The organism is Bacillus sp. RCC_6_1 (assembly GCF_041360755.1).
Classification (GTDB): domain Bacteria; phylum Bacillota; class Bacilli; order Bacillales; family Bacillaceae_G; genus Bacillus_A; species Bacillus_A cereus.
In genome coordinates this window covers 190,747-216,982 of the sequence record NZ_JBFUPV010000004.1, presented here as the reverse complement: position 1 = coordinate 216,982, position 26,236 = coordinate 190,747, and the positions used below count along the sequence as shown (strand labels likewise).

Below are 26,236 nucleotides of genomic sequence, written 5' to 3'. Positions count from 1 at the left end.
TACCATAATGACAATCAACTAAAAAAAATATGTTAGATTTATAATTCAGATGCTGATTAAACGTGGAGAATACACATTGTAGTTTATCATTAATTATATGTAAATTAGGTTCTTTTAAAATCTATGCTTTAGTTTATTTAATATTAATGAAAGAAATTGCTTGTTCTTAAGATAAAAGAAGGGGAAGGAAATCAAGGGAATTGAAGAAGCTTATAATGAAATATCCAAGAAGACAAAATATAAGATAAAGTATGGAAGTAAGTAGTCGTGAATGCACTACATAAGCAGAATATGCTGATCGCATAAATGATTATACAGAAATCAACAGAAGAATAACAAAGGGAATTAGCCATTTGAAGGAAAATGGAACAACTATTTTTACATTTTATAAATTCAAAAAAGAGCACCGCATAAAGGTGCTCTAGTGATAGAACTAATTTTGTAAAGAACTATTTATTCAATAAAGAAGGACTTACGAATTATTATATGAACGTTTTGTTAATTAAGTGTGTATCAATTAGACAGGAATTTTATTTCTCTACACCTATTTGATTTTACGGGCCAAATCATGTTAAAAGTAAGAAGAAAATTATTAAGTTAATGTTATTTTGTTTAAAATAACATCCCAATCGGAATCATCACCTTCCCATCTATCCTGATAACGTGGGAGTTCAATTGAACAAACCCTCGATATTCCCCAATTTTGTTCAACAATATTAGATATACCCTCCTTGAAATTAACAATAAGGATATTAAAATCCTTATTTGTAATTTTAGATAATACGTTTTGTAATTCAACCGCTTCATCTCGATTTCCCCAAATTCTAATGAATAAAATGGATTTACTACTATTTATTTTTTCAAGGAATCGATTAATTCTAGTGTCTAATTTAGCTTTAAAAGAAGGATAGGTTGATTTCAAATCCTTTTCTGAATTAATAGGAAAATCATGCATTGAAAAACAATTATAATAAGTGTCCTTTATACAGTAGGTAATTCGTTCTGCCCATTTAATTTGATTTTCAAATTCTGATTCAATAAGACCGTAACTTTCTGAACCTTCTATAACCATATTTTCCAACTTCATAAATTTTTTAAATCGATTTTGAAGTAATCTGTTTACATCTGAAAGTGATGGATAATAAAACCAATCTAAAGGTCCAGAAAATGTTCTTAAATTGTGTCTTTTGATTTGGTTGGTGACTTGACACAATCCTCCTAAACTTACAATTACGCCATAGGATTTTTGTATATCTTCTAGGTTCATCCTCATCATCCTTTATAAAAGTAATTTAAATTATCTGTTCAGTATATGATGCAATAACATATTGATGTGGACCTATATATCACAGTACATAGAGCTAAGACATTTGTATAAATTTAAAAAGTCAAATACCTAAGTTGAGGGATTTCATCTTTGATGTTATATCATGGAGTTACTATTGGAATGAAAGCTGGTAGGGATATTGCGCCAGAGTTATATTTTCTGCAGTAACTTAATTTAGAAAACTGTTCTTGATTACTGTAGTAAAATTGTTGTTTTTTAAACATTACTTATCCGGGTTCATGAAAAGTATTTTAATGTATTATTTTATATAACAATATTTAGTTTTAATATTAAAACTAAAATATGGAAGTAACATAGGGGATTTACGCATATAGTAATGTTGATGGTAAAATTAACAAAATTTTCATTTAAATCAGATAAAACTATGATGTTTTTAACTTATAATAATGTTACTACGATGAAAAAATGGCTACTAATTAGTTAATTTAAAAATCAATTTTAGATAGGAAGAGGATAATGAAGATCAGAGATAGTTATAAAATTATTGTAATTGGTGCTGGGACAGCAGGACTATCTTCTACTGCACATTTATTACGAAATGTACCCCTATTGAAAGAAAGTATAGCAATTATTGATCCATCAAAAAAACATTACTTTCAGCCACTATGGAGTTTAGTGGGGGGAGGAATTGTTTCAAAGGAAAGTACGATGCGTAATCAGGAATCGCTTATTCCAAAAGGGGCAACGTGGATTCCTAAAAGTGTTGTTAAGTTATTTCCATCTGAAAATAAGATACTTTTAGATGACGGACTGCTACTTGAGTATGAAATTCTTATTGTAGCAGCTGGTATACAAATAAATTGGGACAGTATTAAAGGCTTAAAAGAGTCTATTGGCACTAATGGGGTATGTAGCAATTATTCTTATACATCTGTTGATTCTACTTGGAGAGAAATCGAAAAATTTAAAGGAGGAAATGCGCTTTTTACCCACCCTAATACTCCTATTAAATGCGGTGGTGCTCCACAAAAAATTATGTACTTAGCAGAGGAGTATTTTTGTAATAGTGGTGTAAGAAACAGAAGTGAAGTAATGTTTTATTCTGCAAACAATAACATATTTCAGGTTCCACGATATGCAAATACTTTAGAACAAGTACTAGAAAGAAAGCAAATTATAACGAATTATAATAAAAATTTAGTGGAAATTATCGCCGAAAAGAGAGAGGCAATTTTTGAAGATACGCAAACACTAAAAAGAGAAACCGTACCATATAGTATGATACATGTTGTTCCACCAATGGGGCCACCTAATTTTATTAAAGAGAGTGAGATAAGTGATCATCAGGGATGGGTAGATATAAGCCCTTATACTTTGCAGCATGTGCAATATAAAAATATTTTTGGACTTGGAGATTGTACCAATTTACCTACCTCTAAAACTGGAGCAGCAATTCGAAAACAAATACCCGTCTTAAAACAAAATATTATGGATGTACTTAGCGGAAGAGATTTACAGGCTAAATATGATGGATATACATCATGTCCGATTGTTACAGGATATAAAAGTCTTATACTTGCTGAATTTAACTATGAACATGAGCCTCAAGAAACGTTTCCATTTAATCAAGCGAAAGAACGGTATAGTATGTTTTTACTTAAAAGATATATGTTGCCATATATGTATTGGAATTTAATGTTGAAAGGGATTCTATAGGAGAAGATAAAAAATGGTTACAAAAATTGAAAATCAATTTGAAATAACTAATTGGAGGGAATAGCTATGCTTTTAAAATATTTTTATGATGAAAAATTAGCACATGCTTCCTATTTAGTCGGTTGTCAGAAAGAAGGCGTAGCAATCGTTATTGATCCCAGTCGCTATATAGAACAATATATAGAGTTTGCTAAGAAAGAGGGGATGGAAGTAATTGCTGCGGCTGAGACTCATATTCATGCTGATTTTCTTTCTGGGTCTAGAGAACTTTCTAATCTTTACCATGCAAATTTATATGTATCTGATGAAGGAGATTGTGATTGGAAATATCAATATCTTAACGAAGGTCGATACAAATTGGTTAGAGAGGGCACGGAGTTTAAAGTAGGTCATATAAAATTTAATGTAATTCACACCCCAGGGCATACGCCTGAAAGTATTTCTTTTTTAGTAACTGATACAAGTCAAAATAATTATACGAATGATAAACCGATAGGAATATTCACAGGTGATTTTATATTTGTAGGAGATATAGGAAGACCGGATTTATTAGAAACTGCAGTTGGTATTAAGGATACTGCAAAAATAGGAGCGAAACAATTATTTAATTCTATACAAAAAATAAAAATACTTCCTGATTATTTGCAAATATGGCCATCACATGGTGCGGGAAGCGCATGTGGAAAAGCATTAGGAGCAATTCCAACTTCTACATTAGGTTATGAAAAGATGTTCAATTGGGCATTTCAGTGTAATGAAGAAAGTGATTTTATATCGACTTTATTGACGGGACAGCCAGAGCCTCCAAAGTATTTTTCATTAATGAAGAATTTAAATAAGTATGGTCCGCCAATTCGTAAGAAGAGAAAAAGTACTGCTATTAATACAGTAGAAGAGCTTCAAGAAATTTTGAAGAGCGTTCATCAAATAGTTGATATAAGGGATGTAGAGAGTTTTGCTGCAGGTCATATCGAGAAGTCAATTAACATACCTTATAACAATTCTTTCACAACTTGGTGTGGATGGTTATTAGATTATAAAAAAGAAACTTTAATAATTCTAGATGAGGAAAAGGTTAAAGTAGAGGCAGTTATTAGAGAATTTGAATCTATTGGGTTAGATAATATTATTGCTTTTGCACCCTTAAAAGTAATACAAAGACTTGATAGATTTGAAAGTTACAAAGAAAAAACATCGATTGAATTATATCCGCATATAAAAGGTGGAAGCGTTAAGGTTATCGATGTGCGTAGTAAAAAAGAGTGGGAGGAAGGACACCTTCATGATGCAATACATATCACTTTAGGTAATCTATTTGAACAACTAGATTATATACCGAAAGATTTTCCAATAGTTTTGCAATGTCGAACCGGATTACGTTCCGCTATAGCAGCTAGTATTTTACAAAGAGCTGGTATAAAGGAAGTAGTGAATTTAAAGGGAGGATTTCTTGCATGGAAAGAAGAAGGGCTTCCTTATACAACATGCAATCTCAATGTGTAGGAAAATATTATATGCTAGGTAAGAATAATTAAAAGAAGTTATAGATGACGTGTTAGAAAAGGGAATCATAATTGTCGCAGATTCAGGAAATACATTAGGATTATTAATTGATTATCCAGTTAAATATGAAAATGTAATATTTGTTTTAGCATTAAATAATTTAACATTGGATCCATCTTTTATGGAATGGCAGTGTTGGAAGTACTTAGGTATTATCAATAAGAACCCAATTTAAAATTCTCTTGGATGCAAGAGAATTTTTTTATTGGGAATAGTAAGGGGGAGGGGAGGTGCATTACATATGGGAAAAGGTAGAAGTAATAATGCTGGTAAAAAGCAACCGAATTTTGATGATTCATCTAATTTTGCTAAACAAAGCCAACCGACAGAAAAGAAGAAGAAATAAGAACAGGAGCTCTCTTGATAAAGGGAGCTCCTGTTAAAAGTGGACTGACGTTTCAGAATAACATATCGATGGATTAACCCAATAGCCATAAATACAAGGTTTTAATTTTTCGAAGGGCACCTAATTTAATATTATTGTCCCGCTTTTTTATACTTATTGACGCGTTAAATCCATTTAAAATGCTCCTTAATGGTGACCTTCATTAAAATTTTTTAAACCTAATGGGACTTACCATTAAGAGGGCGAGGATTAAAGTAATCCATGCATTACTATATGAAAACAATGCCATACCAGCCAATGATAATCCTGCAGCTGGAATAGGTAATCCCTTAAAATATCCAATAGTTGGTTTAATACTAAATTTAGCTAATCTTAAAGCACCCATTGTTGGGAATAGGATAAATGCCAAAGAAGTTAAAATAGAAGGTGTTGCTATCGTATGAAATAAAAGCGCAGGAGCGACGCCGAAACTAACAATATCAGCTAAGGAATCCAATTCTACGCCAAACTCACTGTTCACTTTTAATTTTCTTGCAATTCTTCCATCAAGAAAATCTAAAACAGCTGAAAAGAAAATGAGAATGGAGGCTGCTCCTAAATATTCACTCATATTCAAGGTGATTGAGAAAACACCGCACAATAAATTTCCAATCGTAAATAAATTCGGTATAACTTTTACAAGCTGATTAAACAAGTTTGTTCCTCCTAAATTAATTAAACTTCACATTTCTGTAGCAATTTCTATATATTCTTCCGTTATTCTTAAAAATATATGACCACTGTATTACTGTAAGCTAATTAAATTTCGATAAGAGAAAAATTGATTTCTTAAATGTTCCACGGGTTTATAAAAATGTTTAATCATTTTCAGTACGCGTTATTGAATATTAGCACCTGATAGTTGATATTTCGAGTAGTCAGGGATTTTCCGGTTCTGGTGCAAAAAATTAAAGGTAATTAAAAATAATCTCTAAAAAGGAGACATAATGATACTATTATTTTAAAAAGGTTCGTGGTTGGTATCGAATATAAAAAAATAGAATTTTTATACAAAAATCACCCGAAAGGGTGCCTTTTGTACCTCTTAAAATGACTGAAGATGTGTTTACTTGAGTTCATTAGGTAGTTAGAGGTTGATAGACTATCTTTAACGAAAATGTTGAGTAGTTCATCTTCATTATATATCAATTTAATAATGATTGGGGATTTAGAAAGTTCCATGGAAAGTACATATCAACCTGATTGGAAGATTGGAAATTTAATAACTGGTGATACATTTTACTTAACGCAACATTTTGGTGCGCAAATGAAAATTTTTAAAGTCCACACAAATGTTACCCTAGAACGATTCCAAACAATAGAACCAGAATTAAAATAAAATTTTTGTAGCATCAATTAAATTCATTTCTTTTTATGCAAACACACTTTCAGCGGAACTAACTTCTTCACTATTTTGCGCTGGAAAGACTGTATAAAAAATGGTTACGTTTTCTGATCTTGAAATAACCCTCTCAAATTGCAATCCTGCTTTTTCTAAAAGCTTTACTGCATCAACAATAGAAGTAATTGCTACAAAAGTTTTTCAAATAAAATTTATAAAAGCTTGATAGGTAATACCAAGGGAAAAGACCGTAGCTACTATATGTGCAGTCCATTTAGGCATATTTAAATTTAATACGGTATTGTACAACATTCCATATACGATACAAATGATTAATATGAATGCAATGAATTGAAGAACTAATAAAAATAGCGGTTGTTCCATTTATTCTCACTTCCTTTATTTGATATATTAATATAATTTATTTAAATGTGAAAGTTTTATTTCTATGAATTTCCAAAAAATGTGATATGAAAGGCATAGTAGTAATCACAAGAATTACTGCAAAACTATAAATGGAACTAAAAGTATTATGACGAGATCAGTAAAATAGTAAAGAAGGTCACCATTCACGGCGACCTTCTTTACTATGCGTTATACCCAAATAATTTTAAATCTTCTCCTGAATCTGAAATGATTTTCTCAAATCGTAATCCTACTTTTTCTAAAAGCTTTCCTGAGGCGATGTTATCTACAGAAGTAATTGCTACAATTCGTTTCATGCCGAGCTTTTGTACACCGTATTCGATTATCGCAGAAGCTGACTCGTAGCCATATCCTTTTGAACGGAATGTCTCTAAAAAGGCAAACCCGATATCAACGTCTTCTAATGAATCTCTTTTAATAAGGCCACACATACCAAGTGGAGTGAGATCTTTTTTTCGTTCTACTAAGTAAAGGCCGAATCCAAGTTTGTTATACATATCGATGGGACCGTTTACAATATAATTTTTTGCATCTTCTAAGTTACTAACTCCTTTGTCACCGATAAACTGAATCCATGCAGGATCGTTTACTAACTCAAGAATAAAAGGAGCGTCTTTTATATCAAACCAGCGAAGATTAAGACGTTCAGTTTCAAGAACTATCAATAATTACACCACCTTTAAAAAGTTATAACAATTAGTATGGATTGTGTAAAACAAAAGTGCAACATATTTTAATGGGGGTGTTTGTTCACATAAAGTTCGTTTGTTTTGTATAGAGAGATATCTTATAATTAGGATTAATTGTAAAGAGTGAGATGCTTATACAATGACTCCTAGGTGACTAGGAGTTTTTACTATATAACTATCATTATTACTAAATATGACACACTATACATTCTACTCAAGGAGGTACATAATGAAGAAATTATATAATGCATCGTTTACGTATTTGATTATCGGTTTATTATCAGGGATTTTCGCTAGGGAGTATGGTAAGTATAAAGGGATTTTAGGGTCTACTTTGTTAAATCTTTTGCATACGCATACACTTGTACTTGGCTTTTTCTTCTTTTTAATTGCTTTAGGATTAGCAAAAGTATTCGCGTTTCATGAAGTGCAAGGGTTTAATAAGTGGTTTGTTTTACATAATATTGCATTAACATTAATGTTAGGTTCGCTAGCAGCGAGAGGGCTTCTTCAGTTAAATGGAGCTGACTTTAAAGGGTTAACTTATATTGTAGGATTTTCTCATTCGTTGATGGCAGTTACTTTAATTTGGTTTATGTTGTTAATAAAGAAATCGTTTAAAATGTAGTGAAAAAGAACTTGTAGCGTGTGCTGCAGGTTCTTTTTTGTATGTTCAGGTTTAATAATCTTATTTTTCTAATTATTTTGTATAAAGATGGTATACTTGTTTTAAAATTAAAAAGGAGAGTTGATTATGGAAATAACAATTGAACATGTAGTAAATGAATTAAAAGGCATACTTCCTGAAGATCGAGTAGTAATAAATATGACAGTACGAGAGTTACATAGTAAAGATGAATCTTACCATAGTAGTAGTTTACCTGATGTAGTTGTTTTTCCAAAAACGACCGAAGAAGTTAGCGCGATAATGAAAATAGCGATTCAGCACGGAACAGCTGTCGTTCCATTTGGAGTAGGGTCCAGTCTAGAGGGACATGTAATTCCTTACGAAAAAGGAATTACAATGGACTTTTCTCTTATGAACAAAATACTTGAAATAAGAGAAAAGGATTTTCTTGTGAGAGTACAGCCAGGGGTGACGCGCTCTCAGCTTAATAAAGAATTGAAAAAGTATGGATTATTTTTTAGTGTAGACCCAGGAGCTGATGCAACGTTAGGAGGAATGGCTGCTACAAATGCGAGCGGAACGACAGCGGTAAAGTATGGGGTAATGCGTGATCAAGTTCGAGATTTAGAAGTCGTTCTTGCTGATGGAGGAGTAATACATACCGGGAATTTAGCAGCGAAGTCATCATCAGGTTATCATTTAAATGGTATTTTCGTAGGCTCAGAAGGAACACTTGGATGTTTCACGGAGTTAACTTTAAAAGTATACGGTATACCAGAACATGTTATGGCTGCGAGGGCATCGTTTCCAACTATAAATGATGCAGTAGAAGCTGTAATTAACATATTACAAGCAGGTATTCCAATCGCGAGAATTGAACTCGTTGATGAATTATCTATGAAACAAGTAAATTATTACAATGAAACAAGTTACAGAGAAGAACCGACACTGTTTTTAGAGTTTCACGGCAATGAAGCAGGGTTAAAGCAAGATATTGAATTTACGAAAGAAATCGTTCTTGATCATAAATGTATAGAAATTGCGTTTGAGACGGAAACAGCAGCGAGAAATAAGCTGTGGGATGCAAGACATAACTTAGCGTACTCTTACGTGCATAGTTATCCTGGTAAAAAGCTAATGAGTACAGACGTATGTGTACCAATTTCGGAATTAGCTGGAGCGATTCAACATGCGAAAGAGGTATTACATAAAGTAGGGCTTATTGGCGGTATTCTCGGTCATGTTGGGGATGGGAATTTCCATGTACTCTTAATGATTGACACAAATGATAAGGAGGAAGTGAAGAAGGCAGACGAAATAAATGAAAGTATCGTTCAGTATGCTCTTAAACGAGGAGGAACGTGTACAGGAGAACATGGCGTTGGAATCGGGAAACGAAAGTATCAAGAAGAAGAACATGGGGCGGCATTATTTGTAATGGAGAAAATAAAGAAAGTTCTTGATCCGCAAAATATTTTGAATCCGAAAAAGGTGTTTCAATTAAAAGATAGGGGCTGAGTGGATGAAAGTACTAGAAGCGATAAGTAATATAGCTGGAAAGTATTTTGCATTTTGGGTTATTTGTATTGCAGCTATTGCATATTTCATTCCCGCGCCATTTCTCGGGTTAACTAGTTACATAACGATTTTACTTGGGGTTGTCATGTTTGGGATGGGATTAACATTGAAGGCTGTTGATTTCAAAATCATAGCTACAAAACCATTACCAGTTATTATCGGTGTATGTGCTCAGTTTATTATTATGCCACTTGTCGCATACGTACTAGCCTACGTTATGAATCTGCCAGCGGAATTAGCAGCTGGGTTAGTGTTGCTCGGTTCAGTACCGGGTGGCACTGCATCAAATGTTATGGTTTATTTAGCAAAAGGGAACTTAGCGTTGTCTATTGCAATGACTTCAGTATCAACGTTACTAGCACCAATTGCTACACCGCTCATTCTACTATTACTTGCAGGGCAATGGATGCCAGTAAATGCTATGTCCATGTTTCTTTCTATCGTACAAGTCATTATTGTGCCTATTATTTTAGGACTAGTAGTGAAAAAGTTTTTCCCTCATATCGTTAATAAAGGAATGACTGTTATTCCTTTAATATCAGTTGTAGCAATTATCATAATTGTTTCTGCAGTTGTTTCAGCAAATGTAAGTAGCATTACTTCTTCAGGACTTCTTATCTTTATTGCGGTGATGCTCCATAATGCTTTCGGTTTTTTGCTCGGATATATAACTGCGTTCGTACTTGGACTAGACGAAGGGACAAGAAGGGCTATTTCAATAGAAGTAGGAATGCAAAATTCAGGTTTAGGTGTTGCGCTGGCGACAGCACATTTTGGACCGGTTGCTGCACTCCCAAGTGTATTAGCGGCAGTATGGCATAACATTGCAGGGCCAATATTAGCAACCATCTGGTCAAAAAATACAAAGAATACTTTCAGCGATGAAAATGTATCAATAAATATAGAAAAATAGGAATGATAAATAATGCAAAAACGTATTGTACATTTTGAAGGAATGGTTGTATTTTTAGCCACGATTTATATGTATTCGATATATGAGTTTAGTTGGATTATATTTTTTGTATTCCTTTTAGCGCCGGATCTATCAATGTTAGCATATGGGATTAATAATCACGTTGGTGCGAAAATATATAATGTATGTCACACATATATCATATCCATATTAATTGTTCTAATAGGTGTCTATTTTAAGATGGATATCGTTATAATGATTGGCTTAATATGGACAGCACATATTGGAATGGATCGAATGTTTGGATATGGATTGAAATATGAGACGGATTTTAAGGATACTCATATTCAGAGGTTATAAGAAAAAGTATTCATATTTACAGCGGGTCTATTAAAATATTGAACAAAATTCAGTGAATGAATTTCGTTCAATTGTTGAGAAATATATATATAGATAGATATAAATAATCGAATTATGTTATTTTTATGATAATTAAAAGAAGGAGAGTGGATTTGATGAATATACAGATCACTGGCAATGAATTAATTAATAAGATGCTGAATGATTGGTATCGAGATATTAGAGCTCAACGTATAAGTGAAGCAAAAAAATTAAAAGAAGAGATCGATAAAAAGCTTTATATTATCGAATCAGATATAAAGGTTTCATTTCACTATTATCTGTTAGAATTTCGATATAAAGTGCTAATAGATGGTTTAGGTAATTTGAAAAAAGCTTTTGATAAAATAGATGCATTGCCTAAACCAAATGATGAATATTCTAATTATTATTATTATTTATTCAAAGCCATTCATTATACAATTCTTACTAATTATAGTGAAGCTAGCAACTATTTTGAAAAAGCTGAAGGGTTATTAGAGCATATTTCAGATGAAATTGAATATGCAGAGTTTAATTATAGAGTTGCTATATTAAAATACCACTTGCATTACGCATATTCAGCTATTGAATACGCTTCAAAGGCAAGAGATATCTTTGTTAAACAAGCAGGGTATGAAGTGAACATAGCGCTGTGCGAAAATATATTAGGATTATCTTTTTCGGAATTAAAGCAGCATGATAAAGGTGAGGAATATATTGCGTCAGCAATAAACATTTTACAAAAAAATGATGCAGAAATGTTAGTATTAAGAATCAGACATAATTTAGGTTTATTGTATGCGAGTCAAAATCTTTCAGTTTTAGCAATTAGACACTTATCTGAGGTTTCTAAAAAAATGCCTACTCATTATAAGGCAATCTTTTTAGAGGCAAGAGAATATTATAAATTAGGTGAAATAGAAAAAGCGAAGGAATTAATTGAAAGTGGATTGAAGGTTTGTGAGGAATTAAAAAATGATGAATATAGATATCACTTTTTAATTCTAAAGGGATTTTGTCAGCATTTAGAGGTAGAAAAAATAGAAAAAATTATTCTTGAAGGTTTTTCTTACTTTGAAAGAAAAAATTTATCGGAGTATATTCACGAATATACTGAAAGTCTGGCATTAGAGTTTCATAAAGTAGGTAATATAGAAAAAGCAGAAAAGTATTTTTTTATGAGTTATGAAATAAAAAAGAGAATATTTGAAAAAGAAGCATTAAAATAAAGAAAAAACTTGGATTATCTATAATGGGAATAGCAGCTGGAGTTATGGGATTTTATGGTAGAAGGTCTTTGCAATAAATTAACTCACAGTGGATATGGTGGAACGTTTATAATTATAAAACCTAATGAAAATCCATATGCTGTCTCTGAAGATACAACGATGCCTGCAAAACAAACCTTCTATTGAACGTGGGTAATTAAACAAGTCACAAATTATAATTTGTGACTTGTTTAAGGTTGGATACTAAATGTGTTGCTTTCAATATTGAAAGCAACTTTTAAGTTTGTGATTAATAGTTAACTTAATAAATTTTGGGTTAAAATAAAAACAAATTTTTAATCAAGTCCCACAAAAAGTACGATAAGGGCGATTCGTCGGTGCAGGCGGAATGCAGTATTCTTCTTGATCTGTAGAATACGCATAAGGATTTGATAAAGCTTCAAGAAGTTTCTCCATTACGCTATAGTCGTCATTTGTAACAGCTGCTTCTAGTGCTTCTTCTACACGGTGGTTCCTCGGGATGATTGATGGGTTATTATTTTTCATCATCTCGTAGGCGTTTTCTTTCGATTCTTCTTGTTTTTCTAATCGAGATTGCCACAGTTTGTACCATTCTTTAAATTCAGGACTATCGAATAGAGGGATATTTTCTAACGTATCAAGAGTTAATGAACGGAATGTATTAGTGTAATCTGCTTTATATTTCTCCATCATTTTTAAAAGTTGCTCAATAAGTGATTGATCTTGTTCTTCGTTGCTAAATAGTCCTAATTTCTTTTTCATTCCAAGGAACCAATTGTTTTCATACTGTACGCTAAATTTCGAAATTTCGTCTTGAGCGATTTTTAGTGCTTCTTCATCATCTTCGTGCAGAATCGGTATTAAAGATTCTGCTAGTCGTGCGAGATCCCATGCGGCCATATATGGTTGATTTCCATATGCATAACGACCTTGTGTGTCAATAGAGCTAAATACGGTTCCTTGGTCGTAATTGTCCATAAATGCACAAGGACCGTAATCAATTGTTTCGCCACTGATCGTTATATTGTCAGTGTTCATTACACCGTGAATAAATCCAACAAGTTGCCATTTTGCGATAAGACTAGCTTGTCTTTTAATGACTGCTTGTAGTAATGCAGTATATCGGTTTTCATGGGATTCAATTTCTGGGTAATGCCTTTTTATCGTATAGTCAGCTAGTGATTTCAGGTCCTCTATTGAACCACGAGCTGCAGCATATTGAAATGTACCGACGCGTATATGGCTACTAGCTACTCTAGTTAAAATTGCTCCAGGTAACTTTGTTTCACGATATGTTGGTTCACCGGTTGTGACAACTGCTAAACTGCGGGTAGTTGGAATATCGAGTGCATACATTGCTTCGCTAATAATATATTCACGTAGCATCGGACCGAGTACAGCACGACCATCTCCTCGGCGTGAATAGGGAGTAGGGCCAGAACCTTTCAGTTGAATATCGAAACGCTTACCTGAAGGAGTAATTTGTTCGCCAATTAAAAGAGCACGACCGTCGCCTAACATATTAAAATGTCCGAATTGATGGCCAGCATATGCTTGAGCTAATGGATGAGCTCCTTCTGGGAGTGCATTACCAGCGAAAATAGCAATTTCAGCTTCCTTTTTCAGTTCTTCAGGGGTCAAGCCAAGAGATATCGCTAATGAATGGTTTAGTTTAACTAACTCCGGTGAACTTACGGGAGTAGGGGGGATTTCTGTATAAAATGATTGTGGTAAAGTCGTATAACTATTATCTAAATTCCAACCTGTTTCATTATTTTTAGTCATTGTATCTCCTCCTTTTTGTATTTTAAGTTATGTATTTGTACGTATGTATTCTTTGTAAAGTTAACTAAAAGTATAATATAATATTTCCCCTTGCAATCTATTGTAAGGACTTCATTGCACTATGTCTATTTAACAGCAAATTTAAAACCTCCATTTTAAGAAAATGGAGGTTTTTATTATTATTTAATTTTTACAATTATTTTTCCTTTTGCTCTTCCAGACTCTGAATATTCCATTGCTTTTTGAGCATCTTCAAAAGGGAAAACTCGATCGATTACCGGTTTGATTTTTCCGGCTTCAATATAGTTTGCAATAGTACGTAATTGATCCCCGCTTGGCTTCATAAATAAAAATGAATATTGAGCATTATGCTTTTTTTCAAGTGCAGTAAGTTTTTTGCTGGCTAATGAAAATAAGAGAGTTTTAAAGAAGCCTGAACCAAATTCTTTACCGAATCGAGCATTCGGCATACCTGAAACGGAAACAATGTTTCCTCCGCTTTTTATAATATTGAATGATTTTTCAAGTGTTGTTCCGCCGATTGTATCAAATACTGCATCATAATTTTTGAGTATTTCTTCAAATTTTTCTGTTTTGTAATTAATAATTTGATCTGCGCCAAGAGACTTTACTAAATCGGAACCAGCTTCACTAGCAGTTGTTGTAACGGTAGCGCCCATTATTTTTGCTAACTGAATTGCGAAAGTACCAACACCACCAGACCCAGCGTGAATTAATATTTTTTGTCCTTTTTGTAAATGCATAATATCATGTAGTGCTTGATAGGATGTTAAGCCAACGAGTGGAATCGACGCCGCTTCCTCAAAACTTAAATTTTTTGGTTTTAAAGCTATATCATCTTCATGAATGGCTATATATTCCGCGAAAGTACCGATCTTATTTTTTCTTGGACGTGCATATATTGCATCGCCGACTTTAAAACGAGTTACTTGCGATCCAACCTTCACGATGACACCGGAAAAGTCATTACCAAGGATTAGAGGCATTTCATATTTCAGTAACATCTTTACTTTTCCATCACGTATTTTAAAGTCAATTGGGTTAATACTAGCTGCATGAATTTCTGCGAGCACTTCATGTTGATTTATTTCAGGAGTAGGTACCTCTGCCATGCGCATTGGAACTTTTCCGTACTTATCAATTATCATTGCTTTCATTTCTTATACCTCCAAATTTTAATAAAAGTTGTGCAATAGTTTCTCAATATCTAACACAAGATTTTTTAATACACCTAATTTTGTACGTATATCAATATAATAAAAGTTTTTTGTACCTTCTTTTCGCATTAAAATAATACCGGCTTCTCGTAAAATCCTTAGGTGATGTGATACCGCTGGCCGAGAAAGGTGTGTTTGTTTCGTAATTTCTCCTACACGTAATCCGGTTTGACATTCCGTTTCCATGAGAACTAACAAAATAGCTTGACGTGTTTCATCGCCAATTGCCAATAATACTTTTTGAGAATCAATAAAATCTTTTTTTATAACATTTAATTGTTCTTGTTTATTCATTTCAATCACTTTACCTCCAAAAAATTAGTCGAAAGGTTTAAGATGATGAACCATTACTTCGATACGGTAATGCTACATGATTGTTGCATGAGGTGCAATATTGAGAAAGAAAATCGAGACGAATGAATTTTTTATTGTTGAAAATTATAGGGAGATAGAAAAGGGATTGGAAGGATTACATAACACAATAGATGAAGTTTTAAAAACAAAAAATGATGTAACAATAAAATAAGCGGTCGTAACCTTGTATAATCCATAAGGTTACGGCCGCTTATAATGTTTGTATTATTTTTGATTTTTACGATAGAACATGGTTCAACGTAAAGTACATTCTTTTGTTTTACACTTTCATACAGACACAATTCAGGTGGATTATAGATGTATGAAAAGGTAAAAGGAATTTTGGGGCCTGATCTATCTATATGATAATTCAAAATGAAATATAAGTCTATATTTTAATGTTTTTTTTGATTATATTTATGTCACTGAGCTCAGAACAATGAAGTGGAGGGTAAATATATGAAATCGAATTATGTACCAGTTTTAATTGTTGGAGGGGGATTATCTGGGTTAGCGTCTGCGTTATTTCTTGCAAAACATAATATTGAGTACTTACTTATTGAAAGGCATCCGTCTACTGCCATTCATCCGAAAGCAGGCGGTCTTACTTTACGTACAATGGAGTTATTTCGAGAATTAGGTTTGGAAAAAAGAATTAAATTGGCAGGTAAAGCATTAGAGAACTGCAGAGGAAGAATAGCGGTTCATACAATAGCTGAGGCGAATAAAGAAGAATTGGAACAAATGAGAGCGACGCAATACGGAAACGATGAAGAGTTACTTCAAAAAATAGAAAAGATTAGTCCATCAAAACAAACTGCGTGTTATCAAATTATTTTAGAAGAGATGATGTTACAAGAAGCGAAAACATTAGGCGAGCAACTATCTTTTTATCATGAATTAGTTTCATTTGAACAAAATGAGAACGGGGTAAAAGCAACGATTCGAAATCGTGAAACAGAAAAAGAAAGTGTCATACATTGTGACTATGTAATTGCAGCGGATGGAGCGAAAAGTAAAATACGTGAGCAGTTAGGGATTAAAACTGAGGGTCGTGGAACCATTGGTGGCTATTATATGAATATTTATTTTGAAGCTGATTTAAGTGAGTTTATACAAGGAGATGCATTCGGTTTTTCGATGGTACTTCATCCGGAGGTTCTTGGTGCACTTATCCCGGTTGATAACGTAAAAAAATGGATTTATCATGTAGCCTACGATCCATTAAAAGGAGAGGGGCTAGAGGACTTCACTATAGAACGTTGTAAACAAATTATTCAAATAGCAATTGGAAGTACAAATGTTGAATCAAAAATATTAAGTGTTTTACCGTGGGAAGCCGCTGAAAGTACAGCGGTGAAATTTCAAGGAAATCGAACCTTTTTAGTTGGCGATTCTGCACATATTATGCCGCCAACAGGAGGATTTGGTTCAAATACAGGAATACAAGATGCGCACAATCTAGCTTGGAAATTAGCGGCTGTTATAAAAGGGAAGGCAAAACCAAAATTGTTAGAAACATATCATGAGGAGAGACACTCTGTTGCAAAATTAACGACAGCTTATGCAAGTAGTTTACTGTTTCGTGCTGCGAATAGAGAGGAAGGCAGTTTGAATAATATGGATGGTTTAGCTGTTACAGTTGGATATCAGTATTGTTCAGAGGCGATTATAGATGATTCAGTCACTCCGCATAGAATGGATAGCATAGAGTTGAACGGAAGACCTGGAACGCGAGCGCCACATTTATGGGGAACGTATGAGGGGAAGAAAGTTTCTACATTAGACTTATTCGGTAACAGTTTTGTATTACTTACAGGAGTAGAAAATAGTTCTTGGGCTGAGGCAGCACATGCTGTTTCAGCTAAATTAGGAATACATCTAAAAGGGTATCGTGTTGGCTTAAGTGGAGACTTTATTGTTCCAAAAGATATTTTTAGCAAATTATATGGTATAGAGAATGGAGGTGCTGTATTAATTAGACCAGATGGCTTTATCGGATGGCGTTCGGAAAAAACGGTAGTAAATCCAGATATAGTATTGGAAGAGGTAATGAGAAATTTATTATGTGATTTTTAAGTAACTACAGAAATATTGTTTTATGTACTTCACTGTACTGAAAAAAATATTCACAAATTTCAATAGGTTTGATATGATTAAATTCGACAAGTTAATAGAGGCCGGAGATATTTGAGAAAAGCCATAAATTTATTTAGGGATACAGGAGTGTATTCTAAATAATTTATGGCTTTTTTTATTGAATGAACCGTACAAAATAGGGAGTTACATGTGAAAAGGAGGGCTATAGAAATTAAATAGGATAATACTAGTTTTCTATATTAATAATATAGAAAACATTTGTAAGATTGGAATTTTAATATAGGTTTATAAAAATAATGAAAGTGTGTCTTCTATTTCGTGTAAATCTCATTAGCTTGTTGAAATTTGCAACGTAGGAAGGATTAGAAGGATGAGAAAGATTATTAGCGTTTTAGTTATTTTCTTTATGACGGGAAGTATCTTTGTTGGGGGAGCTGTTCATGCGAAAGCAGAAGAAAAGCATGAATGGAATACGAATAAGTTTTTAAATATTGCACATCGCGGAGCAAGTGGACATGCACCTGAGCATACTTTTGCTTCTTATGATTTAGTTAAAAAAATGAAAGCGGATTATTTAGAGTTAGATATTCAATTAACAAAGGATGGCCAATTAATTGCAATGCATGATACAGCAGTTGATCGCACTACAAATGGAACAGGCGAAGTACGAGATAAAACGTTAAGCGAAATAAAGAGTTTAGATGCTGGATCATGGTTTAATAAAGCGTATCCAGAAAAGGCTAAGCAAGAGTATGTTGGGCAAAAGGTTCCAACTCTTGAAGAAATCTTCCAAAAGTATGGAAGAAGTATGAAGTATTATATTGAAACAAAATCACCAGATGTGTATCCAGGAATGGAAGAGAAATTGTTGGCGTTGTTACAAAAATATAATTTAGTAGGCCAAAACATGTCTTCTAGCCGTGTTATGATTCAATCATTTAGTAAAGATAGTTTGAAAAAGATTCATAGTATGAATGAAAATATTCCGTTAGTTCAATTGCTTTGGTATTATCCAAATGAAAACAATGAAATTGTTGAATGGTCTGGTATTACACATGAACCGAAAAGTGTAACAAATGATGATTTTCAAGAAATTAAAAAGTATGCAGCTGGTATTGGACCAAACTTACGTAATGATAACGGAGAACTAATTATTGATGAGTCATATATGAAAATGGCTAGGAAAAATGGACTGTTAATTCACCCTTATACAATTAATGAGAAACCCGATATGAGACTGTTAATCAAATGGGGTGCTACAGGAATGTTTACAAATTATCCGGATCGATTACATAGTGTATTAAAGGAAAAATAAGTGGAAAAGGGTATACCAGTGTTTTAGGTATACCCTTTTTAATTTAACTCCCCGATAAACGTAATCTCTTTTTCATAGCATTCATCTGCATCATAAATAATTTCTTGAAAGTGAAGCGTTTTGAAGGAATGACAAACTGAAATTTCCCATGTCTCCCAAAAATCAATTTCATTTGAAAGAAGAATCCATTTTTGAAATTCACTATCTCTATTAAAGAAATTATGAAAGTAGTCCTCATTTTTAAATATAATGATTTGCGAATCCCATAAATTATTTATAGAAATCAAAACAACAACTCGATATGTATGGGTATCGCTCGGTTTTATATTTATTAAATGATTTGCTTGATTTAATAAGGTTTGAATACATAATCGTTTTACTTTTCTAGGCGTTTTACAAGAATCGATAAAAGCTTGAGAAACTGGTAAAGGTATATTCCAGTATTCATCGTTATAGAAAGTAGAAGGGAACATTTTTGTATGTTCCTCAATTCGCTTTATCATAGTGTTTGTTTTTCGTTTCATACCACGTATTTTCTTTTCACGCATTGTGAGTCATCTCCATAAATTTTTGTAATGCAGCAGAGTGATATATATCTTTTCTAGTAATAAAAGTAGTAGGAACTTTTTGGAAGCTATTTGGTAAAGGGTTGAATGATATGTCATGTTTATGACCATTTAAAATAGACTTCATCATAATTGCTATGCCCATACCTGATTTTACACATGCGAGTATCGCTTCAATTGTTCCAAACTCAAATACTCGCTTAGGTGAAATTCCTTCTTCTTGAAGCCAATCTTCTAATAAATTTCTATAATAGCACCCGTGACTAAATGCAAGTAAATTCATGTCTCCTATGTCTTTAAAGGAAGATAAAGGCTTTTTGCTAATGAGAACTAATTCTTCTTCACGAAATATATTTGTATGAAGTTCAGCATGCTGAGTAGAGCCAGCTATAAACGCTCCGTCCAGTTTTCGTTCTAGTACAAGCCTAATTAATTGTTCCGTCGTATTTGATTCTAAAATTAATTCGACTTTTGGGTATTTCTCATAATAGGCCATTAATATAGATGGAAGTCTTACAGCGGTTGTAGATTCTGTACATCCAATTTTTAAAGTGCCTCTTGGTTCGATCCCATTACTTTGAACTGCTTTAACAGATTGATCCATTAAGTGGATAATTTGTTTGGCGTATGTTAATAAAATCTCACCGTTAGAAGTTAAAGTTACACCTTTTCCGTTTCGATAAAATAAAGGCACACCTAATTCGTTTTCTAGTTGTTTCATACGCATTGTTACGCCAGACTGTACATAGTTTAAATTTTTAGCTGCATGAGATATGTTTTTTTCTTTCGCAACTTCGTAAAATACAGTTAAATCTTTTATATCCAAGTATCATCCCTCCAGAAAAGGTATCATTTTTTTTGATGGATTACATGATAAATCTTTATTTTATATGATATCAGAACTTTCATACAATGGAAGGGGATGGAGGGATTATTGTGTTAATGGAAGAAAGGGTGAATAGTACTTATAAGTGGGTTATGTTAATTTTTGCGACGGTTGCTCAAACAACAGCGACACTTATAACGTATGGTGTTGGAGCGTTTGCTTTATTTTGGAAAGAAGAATATGCACTTACGAATACGGAGATTGGATTGTTAGTAAGTGTTGTAAATATAGGACCGCTATTTTGTATGCTTTTTGTCGGGCGGCTACTTGATCAATACAATGAAAAGTTGTTAATTTCGATAAGTTCATTTTTACTAGGAAGTTCGTTTTTACTGACTAATATGGTCAATGGATTTAATGGGTTACTCTTTGTACTTTTATTAGTAGGAACGTTTTATAGTGTTTCGCAGCCAGGAGGAAGTAAGGTGATAATGAAGTGGTTCTCAAAAGAAAATCGCGGGTTAGCGATGGGGATTAGACAAGCCGGTATACCGATTGGTGGTACATTAGCGGGAGTATTGATCCCGTTTCTTACAATAAAATATAATATGGCCTATGCGGTAAATAGCATTGCATGTATTTGTATAATTGGAGGGTTTTTATTTTTTATATTTTATAAGGAACCATATATTCAAGAGAAAGTTAAACAAGAACGTAGTAAACTTTCTTTTTGGATGCAGTTAAAAGAAGTGATGTGTAAAAAAGAATTGTATGCAATTTATATAACTGGCATTTGTATGATTTCATTGCAAATGGTGTTAGTTGCACACTTTATAAAATTTTTAGTATTGGAACAATCAATCACGCCAATTTTAGCTGGAAAAGTATTTTCCGTTATGTTCTTTTCTGGAATGGTTGGTAGGGTTATATTAGCAGCTACTAGTGATTTGTTTTATAAGGGAAATCGGCGTACCCTCTTATTTATAACTGTTTGTATTTCTATTTTCTTCATTCTAATATTAGTAATGAGCATACATACAATAACGAATGTATTGTATGGTGTAAGTGCATTGTTAGGGTTCTTTTCAATTGGATGGTTTAGTCTTTTTATAACTGAAGTTGCGGAATCAGCAAGTGAAGAATCGGTAGGGATGACAGTGAGTTTTGCACTTACATTAAATCAAATTGCTATTATTGCTGCGCCTGCTTTATTTGGTTATATTGTAGATAAGAAGGGATATACGTATGCGTGGTTATGCATAGTTGTATTACTAACTATTTCAGCGGTTAGCTTATATAGGAAGTATAGAAAATGAAGGAATGTTAGCAATGTAAATTTTTTATGAAGAAAGTCTAAAGAAATGTTGAATGAGCGACATTTCTTTTTTTATTTGTTGTATAATCAAAATGTAAATGAGATTCGTTTTCAATTTCGTTCATTACCTCTTTTGAAATTACCTGTAATTTTAGCCATAATTAGCTGTTTTTCTTTATTGTTATTTGCATGATTTATTTTATTTAAAAATTTTTCAGCATCATTTCCTTTTAATGCCATAATCTGTTTTCCGTAATATTCAATTAATAACATGTTATTTTTTGTTATCCGATAATGAAACATCTTATCATCTAAACGATTGCGTTTATCGGTGTTTTTCATATTACATCTCCATTCTTTTTAGTATGTAACAAATGTTACAAAAGAATTTGAAATTATATTGTAATGCATCCGATTGTATGTTGGAAATTTTGCAAGAAAGAAATACAATAGAGAGTAGTCAAAATTGAAAGTGAGAAAAAGGAATCTAGTTTTAACAGAGTGAATATTAAATAATATTATAATATACTTGATAATTAAAAGATATAAAATAGAATGGATGTACGTTAAGTGAAACTAGATAAAAGAGGGCTCCTAGTATGTTAAAGAAATGGTTAATCATTTTCTTTATTTTTGCTGTTTTTTGTGGAAGTGTTGTTACACTAATACATGCAAATAAAGGAAAAAAATATGATGCAAAGGCATTTTCTAATGTAAATAGTAAGCAAAAAGATGTTAAGCAGGAAATTGATGCGAATGAGAAAAAGCGTTATGAAATTGCAGCTGGAAAACTAGATCAGTACTTAAAAGATAAAGGATTTAATGGGAGTGTTCTTGTAGCAAGTAAAGGTCATGTCATTTTACGAAAAGGCTACGGTTATGCGAATGTGAAAGATCAAGTACTAACAACGCCAAGAACGAAATATCGCATTGGCTCTATTACGAAAACAGTTGTTGCAATATCTATTATGCAACTAAAAGAAAAAGGGAAGTTGAACATTGAAGACAATGTAAATAAATATATCCCATCGTTTCCAGCAGATAAAAACATTACGTTACGAAACTTGTTAACACATACGTCTGGATTACCAGAACAGGGACAAGGTAGTGTTGACGCAGCATCACGGTTAAAATTAGTAACGTGGATTGGGGCACAAACGTTACAATTTCCAGCAGGGACAGGATGGAAATATACAGATTATAATTATATGGTGCTTGCATATATTGTAGAAAAAATATCAAATAAACCACTTGCTGAATATGTGAAAGAAAATATTTTGAATCCTGTTGAAATGCATGAATCTGGAATGGGCGCAACACTCCCAGAAGATATTTTCTTAGCAGAAGGGTATACGAAAAAAGATAATAAGTTAATAGCCACACCTCGCTTAAAAATGAACTGGCTGTATGGTTGTGGTGAAATGTATACGACTGTTGAAGATATGAAAAAGTTAGATGAAGCTATTATGGATGGTAAACTACTTTCTAAACAAAGTGTATCAGATATGTTTTCTGCATCACCTGCAAGAAAATATGGATTTAGTTTCTATATTTACCCAGATTATTATCATAACCACGGTGTATTAGCTGGTTGGAACACATTTAATAATTTTAACTGGGATAAACGAACGTTTGTCATATTATTTTCTAACGTCCAAAATGGTATGAATGATGCATTTAATCAAGAATTTAGGAAAATGGCGAATGATTTAATAGAAGGAAAGGGAATATAAAAAAGAGCCTCTAGCGAGAGGCTCTTTTTTATAGAGCTGAAAACTCCTCAACAAGTTGAGTGAATTGTTTCAATGCACTTTCAATCGGTTCTGGCGTTGTTAAATCGACGCCAGCTTTTTTCAATAAGTTTAATGGGTAGTCTGAACTTCCGCCTTTAAGGAATTCAATATAATTTTTCTGAGCATTCGGCTCACCGCTTAATAGTTTATCAGCGATTTGAATGGCAGATGCGAATCCAGTTGCATATTTGTATACGTAAAACGGGCGATAGAAATGAGGGATTCTAGCCCATCCGTATTTTACTTCTTCATCAAATACAAGTGAATCACCGTTATATTCTTTAAATAGCTTTTCATAAATTTCACTGAAGACTTGTGCATGTAATGGTTTACCTTGTTCAGCCATTTCATGTGTGATTTTTTCAAATTCTGCAAACATAATTTGTGTAAAGAAAGTACCTTTAAATTTCTCAATAAAATGGTTAACTAAATGGTTACGCACGTTCGTATCTTTTGCTTCTTTTAATAAATAGTGAATTAATAACACTTCATTTACTGTAGAAGCGACTTCTGCGACAAAGATAGAATAATGTGCAGAAATTCTTGGTTGGTATCCATGTGAATAGTGCGTATGCATACCGTGACCGCATTCATGAGTAAGAGTGAACAGGCTGTTTAAATCATCGTGATGATTTAAAAGAATGAAAGGATGAACGCCGTATACACCAAAGTTATAAGCACCAGAACGTTTCCCTGGTGTTTCTCTTACGTCTATATATCTTTTATCTTTAAAACTTTTTAATGTCTCAATATATTCTTCTCCTAAAGGAGCTAGTGATGCAATCATAATGTCAAATGCTTCACTATATGGGATGTCTTGTTTTGCACCTTCTACTAAATCGACGCCTAAGTCGTATTGTCTTAGTTCATCTACGTTTAATTTTTCTTTTCGAATTTCATTGTATGTATGTAATGTTTGAATGTTTTTTTTTGTTGTATCAATTAGGTTTTCATATACTTCTTTTGGAACCATATCGCCAAATAATGATTTCTCTAGCGCTGATGGATAGTTTCTTAATTTCGAAACAGTAACATTATTTTTAATAGCAGCGGATAAAGTAGATGCTATGGAATTCTTTAACTGAACATATGGTTTGTAATATGCTTTATAAGCTTCTTTACGCTTTTCACGATTCGTATCTTCTATTAACTTTGCATACATTCCGCGTGTTAAGTTCACTTTTTCTCCATCGTCAGTCGTCACTTCACCAAATAATATATCTGCATTATTTAACATACCAAATGTGTGCTGTGGAGAAGAAAGAGCTTCACCCATTTGTGATAAAATTTCTTCTTGGTCCTTATTTAATACGTGTTTTTTATAACGGTATAATTCAAATAAGTCTTCTTTATAATATTGTAAGCCTTCTGTTTCTTCTATGTAAGAATGTAATGTGTTTTCGTCTATGCTAAGTAAGAAGGGGGAAAAGAAAGATTTCGCTGCACTTACTTTCACGTGTAATTGTGATACTTTATCGACAAGAGATTGCGCGTCAGTATCGCGTGTATCAAGGTCAGATTGTAATCGTGCATAAGCGAACATTAAAGATATTATGCTAGAAACTTCTTCACTCTTCGTTAAATAAGCTAATAAACTATTGCCATCGTGAATATTTCCATTAAACTCGTGTAATTCCTTCGTTAATACTTCAATTTTATGAAAATCACTTTCCCAATCTTCAATTGTATGGTAAATGTCTGTTAAATCCCATTTTTCTATATCAGCTACTTGTAATCGATCTTTAAGTTCTGTCATAATCATTTCCTTTCTAAACATGTAGTTATATTTCTATATAACTATGAAATACAACAAATTGCAAAAAATCCCTGCTGAAAATTGAAAAGCCCTGCTGAAATAACAAGGCTTACTTACTTATAGTGTAATTCCGAATTTTGAATGTAAAAGGTTTGTATATTGCATGTCTGTAACGGTTTCTTTCGTTTTTTTACCATTTTTTGCTACTGTAAGGCTATCTTTCGTTAAAGAGGCATGCCCATCTTCAGTTAGTTTTACAATAAGAGGTACTTTATTAAAGGGTGATCCTTCATGTTCAACGATAATTTTTTGTGCTGTATTTGCTTTTTCTTCATCCACTTCTTCTATATAAAATGCATAGCCTAACGTCCAATCATCAGCAGAAGATTGATCCAAGAACTCATTGTTTTTCCGCATCTCTAAAATGTAGTTTCCCTTTTCGGTCATTTCTTTACGAATACGATAATCTCCTGTAATAGAGTGAATGACTTCACCTGAGAAAGGGACAGGGGCAAGAGGTAAGTATGATCCGAATCCTACTTCAATTAAATAAAGTTCATTATGATGTGTTAAAACGGTTGCGATATGGCCAGAATCAACAGCCCATATGGAGTTTGCAGCGTTATAAACTGTTCCTGAAACGAGATGAACATCGAATCCAGAATCTTTCAGGAAGTAATACATAGTAGGGTTGAGTTCATAACAAAGACCGCCACGGTTATTTACTAAAATTTTCTCTTTCAAATTTTCTTTTGATATTTCTTTAAAATTCTTTTCGAGAATATTTAAGTTTTCAAAAGGAACAGTTTGTGCCATTGCGTACATAATGTTAGATAAATCTTCAAATGAAACTGTGTCTTTTTCTTCTATATGTAATCGTGCGAAAAATTGTTTTTGAAAGTCTGTCATCGAAATCCCTCCGTTATGCTTTTATAGGTAAATTGTAAACAATCTTGAATAGGATGTGAAATTAAAACTACGTTGAATATTTGAAATTAGATTAAAAATAATATGAGAGAGTGAGAGATT

Annotated in this window: 26 protein-coding genes; 14 read left to right on the top strand and 12 right to left on the bottom strand. The window is 32.8% G+C overall.

The features are described 5' to 3' along the window. Positions 1 to 592: 592 nt before the first annotated feature. A complete protein-coding gene (locus AB6801_RS15455) occupies positions 593 to 1,267 on the bottom strand; it encodes a papain-like cysteine peptidase (RefSeq protein WP_001047154.1) in 675 nt (224 codons plus the stop codon). 537 nt (positions 1,268 to 1,804) lie between these two features. Here AB6801_RS15455 and AB6801_RS15450 point away from each other — a divergent pair. Both AB6801_RS15450 and AB6801_RS15445 read left to right on the top strand, forming a co-directional pair. Further along, positions 1,805 to 3,004 carry an FAD/NAD(P)-binding oxidoreductase gene (locus AB6801_RS15450; protein ID WP_097999619.1) on the top strand — a complete coding sequence of 400 codons (1,200 nt, stop codon included), beginning with the start codon at positions 1,805 to 1,807 and terminating at the stop codon, positions 3,002 to 3,004. A 66-nt stretch (positions 3,005 to 3,070) separates the two neighbouring features. Next, complete coding sequence (locus AB6801_RS15445) at positions 3,071 to 4,507, top strand: MBL fold metallo-hydrolase (RefSeq protein WP_065703524.1); 1,437 nt, start codon at positions 3,071 to 3,073, stop codon at positions 4,505 to 4,507. A gap of 608 nt (positions 4,508 to 5,115) precedes the next feature. On the opposite strand, the gene pssA is transcribed toward AB6801_RS15445, so the two are convergent. Further along, positions 5,116 to 5,607 (bottom strand): CDP-diacylglycerol--serine O-phosphatidyltransferase, encoded by a 492-nt coding sequence (pssA, locus tag AB6801_RS15440; protein WP_000483080.1) that lies wholly within the window; start codon positions 5,605 to 5,607, stop codon positions 5,116 to 5,118. A gap of 501 nt (positions 5,608 to 6,108) precedes the next feature. On the opposite strand from pssA, the gene AB6801_RS15435 reads away from it, so the two are divergent. Further along, positions 6,109 to 6,291, top strand: a complete 183-nt coding sequence (locus AB6801_RS15435) for a DUF5065 family protein (protein ID WP_033690255.1) — start codon at positions 6,109 to 6,111, stop codon at positions 6,289 to 6,291. 204 nt (positions 6,292 to 6,495) lie between these two features. On the opposite strand, the gene AB6801_RS15430 is transcribed toward AB6801_RS15435, so the two are convergent. Further along, on the bottom strand, positions 6,496 to 6,678 hold the full coding sequence (locus tag AB6801_RS15430; protein ID WP_000437513.1) for a hypothetical protein: 183 nt from the start codon (positions 6,676 to 6,678) through the stop codon (positions 6,496 to 6,498). A gap of 203 nt (positions 6,679 to 6,881) precedes the next feature. After that, entirely contained in the window at positions 6,882 to 7,385 is a 504-nt protein-coding gene (locus tag AB6801_RS15425; RefSeq protein WP_000636208.1) for a GNAT family N-acetyltransferase, read from the bottom strand. 253 nt (positions 7,386 to 7,638) lie between these two features. On the opposite strand from AB6801_RS15425, the gene AB6801_RS15420 reads away from it, so the two are divergent. From AB6801_RS15420 to AB6801_RS15395, 6 genes are all read left to right on the top strand, one after another. Beyond that, positions 7,639 to 8,037: a DUF2871 family protein gene (locus tag AB6801_RS15420; protein WP_000737896.1), complete on the top strand. Its 399-nt coding sequence runs from the start codon at positions 7,639 to 7,641 to the stop codon at positions 8,035 to 8,037. Positions 8,038 to 8,163: 126 nt separating this feature from the next. After that, entirely contained in the window at positions 8,164 to 9,555 is a 1,392-nt protein-coding gene (locus tag AB6801_RS15415; RefSeq protein ID WP_000406571.1) for an FAD-binding oxidoreductase, read from the top strand. Positions 9,556 to 9,559: 4 nt separating this feature from the next. Then, a complete protein-coding gene (locus AB6801_RS15410; protein WP_000865826.1) occupies positions 9,560 to 10,528 on the top strand; it encodes a bile acid:sodium symporter family protein in 969 nt (322 codons plus the stop codon). Positions 10,529 to 10,540: 12 nt separating this feature from the next. Next, the gene (locus tag AB6801_RS15405) at positions 10,541 to 10,888 is read left to right on the top strand and encodes a DUF4260 domain-containing protein (protein ID WP_001172065.1); all 348 of its coding nucleotides are present in this window, start codon (positions 10,541 to 10,543) and stop codon (positions 10,886 to 10,888) included. A 155-nt stretch (positions 10,889 to 11,043) separates the two neighbouring features. Then, the gene (locus AB6801_RS15400; protein WP_001025499.1) at positions 11,044 to 12,138 is read left to right on the top strand and encodes a response regulator aspartate phosphatase; all 1,095 of its coding nucleotides are present in this window, start codon (positions 11,044 to 11,046) and stop codon (positions 12,136 to 12,138) included. A 54-nt stretch (positions 12,139 to 12,192) separates the two neighbouring features. Beyond that, positions 12,193 to 12,324: a hypothetical protein gene (locus AB6801_RS15395; protein ID WP_097999618.1), complete on the top strand. Its 132-nt coding sequence runs from the start codon at positions 12,193 to 12,195 to the stop codon at positions 12,322 to 12,324. Positions 12,325 to 12,477: 153 nt separating this feature from the next. On the opposite strand, the gene AB6801_RS15390 is transcribed toward AB6801_RS15395, so the two are convergent. From AB6801_RS15390 to AB6801_RS15380, 3 genes are all read right to left on the bottom strand, one after another. Next, the gene (locus tag AB6801_RS15390; protein WP_097999617.1) at positions 12,478 to 13,944 is read right to left on the bottom strand and encodes a protein adenylyltransferase SelO; all 1,467 of its coding nucleotides are present in this window, start codon (positions 13,942 to 13,944) and stop codon (positions 12,478 to 12,480) included. 179 nt (positions 13,945 to 14,123) lie between these two features. Beyond that, the gene (locus AB6801_RS15385) at positions 14,124 to 15,122 is read right to left on the bottom strand and encodes an NADP-dependent oxidoreductase (RefSeq protein WP_000646426.1); all 999 of its coding nucleotides are present in this window, start codon (positions 15,120 to 15,122) and stop codon (positions 14,124 to 14,126) included. Between the two features lie 18 nt (positions 15,123 to 15,140). Then, positions 15,141 to 15,485 (bottom strand): ArsR/SmtB family transcription factor, encoded by a 345-nt coding sequence (locus tag AB6801_RS15380; protein ID WP_000571880.1) that lies wholly within the window; start codon positions 15,483 to 15,485, stop codon positions 15,141 to 15,143. Positions 15,486 to 15,576: 91 nt separating this feature from the next. On the opposite strand from AB6801_RS15380, the gene AB6801_RS15375 reads away from it, so the two are divergent. The 3 genes from AB6801_RS15375 to AB6801_RS15365 all read left to right on the top strand — a co-directional run bounded on the left by AB6801_RS15375 (position 15,577) and on the right by AB6801_RS15365 (position 18,951). Then, on the top strand, positions 15,577 to 15,708 hold the full coding sequence (locus AB6801_RS15375) for a hypothetical protein (protein ID WP_001227549.1): 132 nt from the start codon (positions 15,577 to 15,579) through the stop codon (positions 15,706 to 15,708). A 287-nt stretch (positions 15,709 to 15,995) separates the two neighbouring features. Then, positions 15,996 to 17,615, top strand: coding sequence for an FAD-dependent oxidoreductase (locus tag AB6801_RS15370; protein ID WP_097999616.1), 1,620 nt, complete (start codon positions 15,996 to 15,998; stop codon positions 17,613 to 17,615). A 391-nt stretch (positions 17,616 to 18,006) separates the two neighbouring features. Further along, positions 18,007 to 18,951 (top strand): glycerophosphodiester phosphodiesterase, encoded by a 945-nt coding sequence (locus tag AB6801_RS15365; protein WP_097999615.1) that lies wholly within the window; start codon positions 18,007 to 18,009, stop codon positions 18,949 to 18,951. A 38-nt stretch (positions 18,952 to 18,989) separates the two neighbouring features. Here AB6801_RS15365 and AB6801_RS15360 read toward each other — a convergent pair whose 3' ends face one another. Together AB6801_RS15360 and AB6801_RS15355 are read right to left on the bottom strand one after the other, a co-directional pair. Continuing rightward, on the bottom strand, positions 18,990 to 19,499 hold the full coding sequence (locus AB6801_RS15360; RefSeq protein ID WP_097999614.1) for a DUF3916 domain-containing protein: 510 nt from the start codon (positions 19,497 to 19,499) through the stop codon (positions 18,990 to 18,992). Beyond that, positions 19,492 to 20,343: a LysR family transcriptional regulator gene (locus tag AB6801_RS15355; RefSeq protein WP_000351684.1), complete on the bottom strand. Its 852-nt coding sequence runs from the start codon at positions 20,341 to 20,343 to the stop codon at positions 19,492 to 19,494. The genes AB6801_RS15360 and AB6801_RS15355 overlap by 8 nt, the downstream gene beginning before the upstream one ends. Positions 20,344 to 20,429: 86 nt before the next feature. Here AB6801_RS15355 and AB6801_RS15350 point away from each other — a divergent pair, with 86 nt between their 5' ends. Then, the gene (locus AB6801_RS15350) at positions 20,430 to 21,659 is read left to right on the top strand and encodes an MFS transporter (protein WP_002000388.1); all 1,230 of its coding nucleotides are present in this window, start codon (positions 20,430 to 20,432) and stop codon (positions 21,657 to 21,659) included. Positions 21,660 to 21,769: 110 nt separating this feature from the next. On the opposite strand, the gene AB6801_RS15345 is transcribed toward AB6801_RS15350, so the two are convergent. Beyond that, the gene (locus tag AB6801_RS15345; protein WP_084064070.1) at positions 21,770 to 22,000 is read right to left on the bottom strand and encodes a hypothetical protein; all 231 of its coding nucleotides are present in this window, start codon (positions 21,998 to 22,000) and stop codon (positions 21,770 to 21,772) included. 257 nt (positions 22,001 to 22,257) lie between these two features. On the opposite strand from AB6801_RS15345, the gene AB6801_RS15340 reads away from it, so the two are divergent. After that, positions 22,258 to 23,391: a serine hydrolase domain-containing protein gene (locus AB6801_RS15340; RefSeq protein WP_000915166.1), complete on the top strand. Its 1,134-nt coding sequence runs from the start codon at positions 22,258 to 22,260 to the stop codon at positions 23,389 to 23,391. Between the two features lie 28 nt (positions 23,392 to 23,419). On the opposite strand, the gene pepF is transcribed toward AB6801_RS15340, so the two are convergent. Together pepF and AB6801_RS15330 are read right to left on the bottom strand one after the other, a co-directional pair. Then, entirely contained in the window at positions 23,420 to 25,207 is a 1,788-nt protein-coding gene (gene pepF / locus AB6801_RS15335; RefSeq protein WP_000137544.1) for an oligoendopeptidase F, read from the bottom strand. A 117-nt stretch (positions 25,208 to 25,324) separates the two neighbouring features. Next, the gene (locus AB6801_RS15330) at positions 25,325 to 26,116 is read right to left on the bottom strand and encodes an arylamine N-acetyltransferase family protein (RefSeq protein WP_000129195.1); all 792 of its coding nucleotides are present in this window, start codon (positions 26,114 to 26,116) and stop codon (positions 25,325 to 25,327) included. Between the last annotated feature and the right edge of the window lie 120 nt (positions 26,117 to 26,236).

What these genes read in the sequence shown, in the direction of transcription:
- AB6801_RS15385 (WP_000646426.1), bottom strand. Translation starts at nt 15,122, where the DNA reads ATGAAAGCAATGATAATTGATAAGTACGGAAAAGTTCCAATGCGCATG.
- AB6801_RS15390 (WP_097999617.1), bottom strand. Translation starts at nt 13,944, where the DNA reads ATGACTAAAAATAATGAAACAGGTTGGAATTTAGATAATAGTTATACG.
- AB6801_RS15365 (WP_097999615.1), top strand. Translation starts at nt 18,007, where the DNA reads ATGAGAAAGATTATTAGCGTTTTAGTTATTTTCTTTATGACGGGAAGT.
- AB6801_RS15330 (WP_000129195.1), bottom strand. Translation starts at nt 26,116, where the DNA reads ATGACAGACTTTCAAAAACAATTTTTCGCACGATTACATATAGAAGAA.
- AB6801_RS15415 (WP_000406571.1), top strand. Translation starts at nt 8,164, where the DNA reads ATGGAAATAACAATTGAACATGTAGTAAATGAATTAAAAGGCATACTT.
- AB6801_RS15405 (WP_001172065.1), top strand. Translation starts at nt 10,541, where the DNA reads ATGCAAAAACGTATTGTACATTTTGAAGGAATGGTTGTATTTTTAGCC.
- AB6801_RS15400 (WP_001025499.1), top strand. Translation starts at nt 11,044, where the DNA reads ATGAATATACAGATCACTGGCAATGAATTAATTAATAAGATGCTGAAT.
- pepF (WP_000137544.1), bottom strand. Translation starts at nt 25,207, where the DNA reads ATGACAGAACTTAAAGATCGATTACAAGTAGCTGATATAGAAAAATGG.
- AB6801_RS15450 (WP_097999619.1), top strand. Translation starts at nt 1,805, where the DNA reads ATGAAGATCAGAGATAGTTATAAAATTATTGTAATTGGTGCTGGGACA.
- AB6801_RS15350 (WP_002000388.1), top strand. Translation starts at nt 20,430, where the DNA reads ATGGAAGGGGATGGAGGGATTATTGTGTTAATGGAAGAAAGGGTGAAT.
- AB6801_RS15410 (WP_000865826.1), top strand. Translation starts at nt 9,560, where the DNA reads ATGAAAGTACTAGAAGCGATAAGTAATATAGCTGGAAAGTATTTTGCA.
- AB6801_RS15360 (WP_097999614.1), bottom strand. Translation starts at nt 19,499, where the DNA reads ATGCGTGAAAAGAAAATACGTGGTATGAAACGAAAAACAAACACTATG.
- AB6801_RS15420 (WP_000737896.1), top strand. Translation starts at nt 7,639, where the DNA reads ATGAAGAAATTATATAATGCATCGTTTACGTATTTGATTATCGGTTTA.
- AB6801_RS15435 (WP_033690255.1), top strand. Translation starts at nt 6,109, where the DNA reads ATGATTGGGGATTTAGAAAGTTCCATGGAAAGTACATATCAACCTGAT.
- AB6801_RS15340 (WP_000915166.1), top strand. Translation starts at nt 22,258, where the DNA reads ATGTTAAAGAAATGGTTAATCATTTTCTTTATTTTTGCTGTTTTTTGT.
- AB6801_RS15430 (WP_000437513.1), bottom strand. Translation starts at nt 6,678, where the DNA reads ATGGAACAACCGCTATTTTTATTAGTTCTTCAATTCATTGCATTCATA.
- AB6801_RS15445 (WP_065703524.1), top strand. Translation starts at nt 3,071, where the DNA reads ATGCTTTTAAAATATTTTTATGATGAAAAATTAGCACATGCTTCCTAT.
- AB6801_RS15370 (WP_097999616.1), top strand. Translation starts at nt 15,996, where the DNA reads ATGAAATCGAATTATGTACCAGTTTTAATTGTTGGAGGGGGATTATCT.
- AB6801_RS15395 (WP_097999618.1), top strand. Translation starts at nt 12,193, where the DNA reads ATGGTAGAAGGTCTTTGCAATAAATTAACTCACAGTGGATATGGTGGA.
- AB6801_RS15345 (WP_084064070.1), bottom strand. Translation starts at nt 22,000, where the DNA reads ATGAAAAACACCGATAAACGCAATCGTTTAGATGATAAGATGTTTCAT.
- AB6801_RS15455 (WP_001047154.1), bottom strand. Translation starts at nt 1,267, where the DNA reads ATGAACCTAGAAGATATACAAAAATCCTATGGCGTAATTGTAAGTTTA.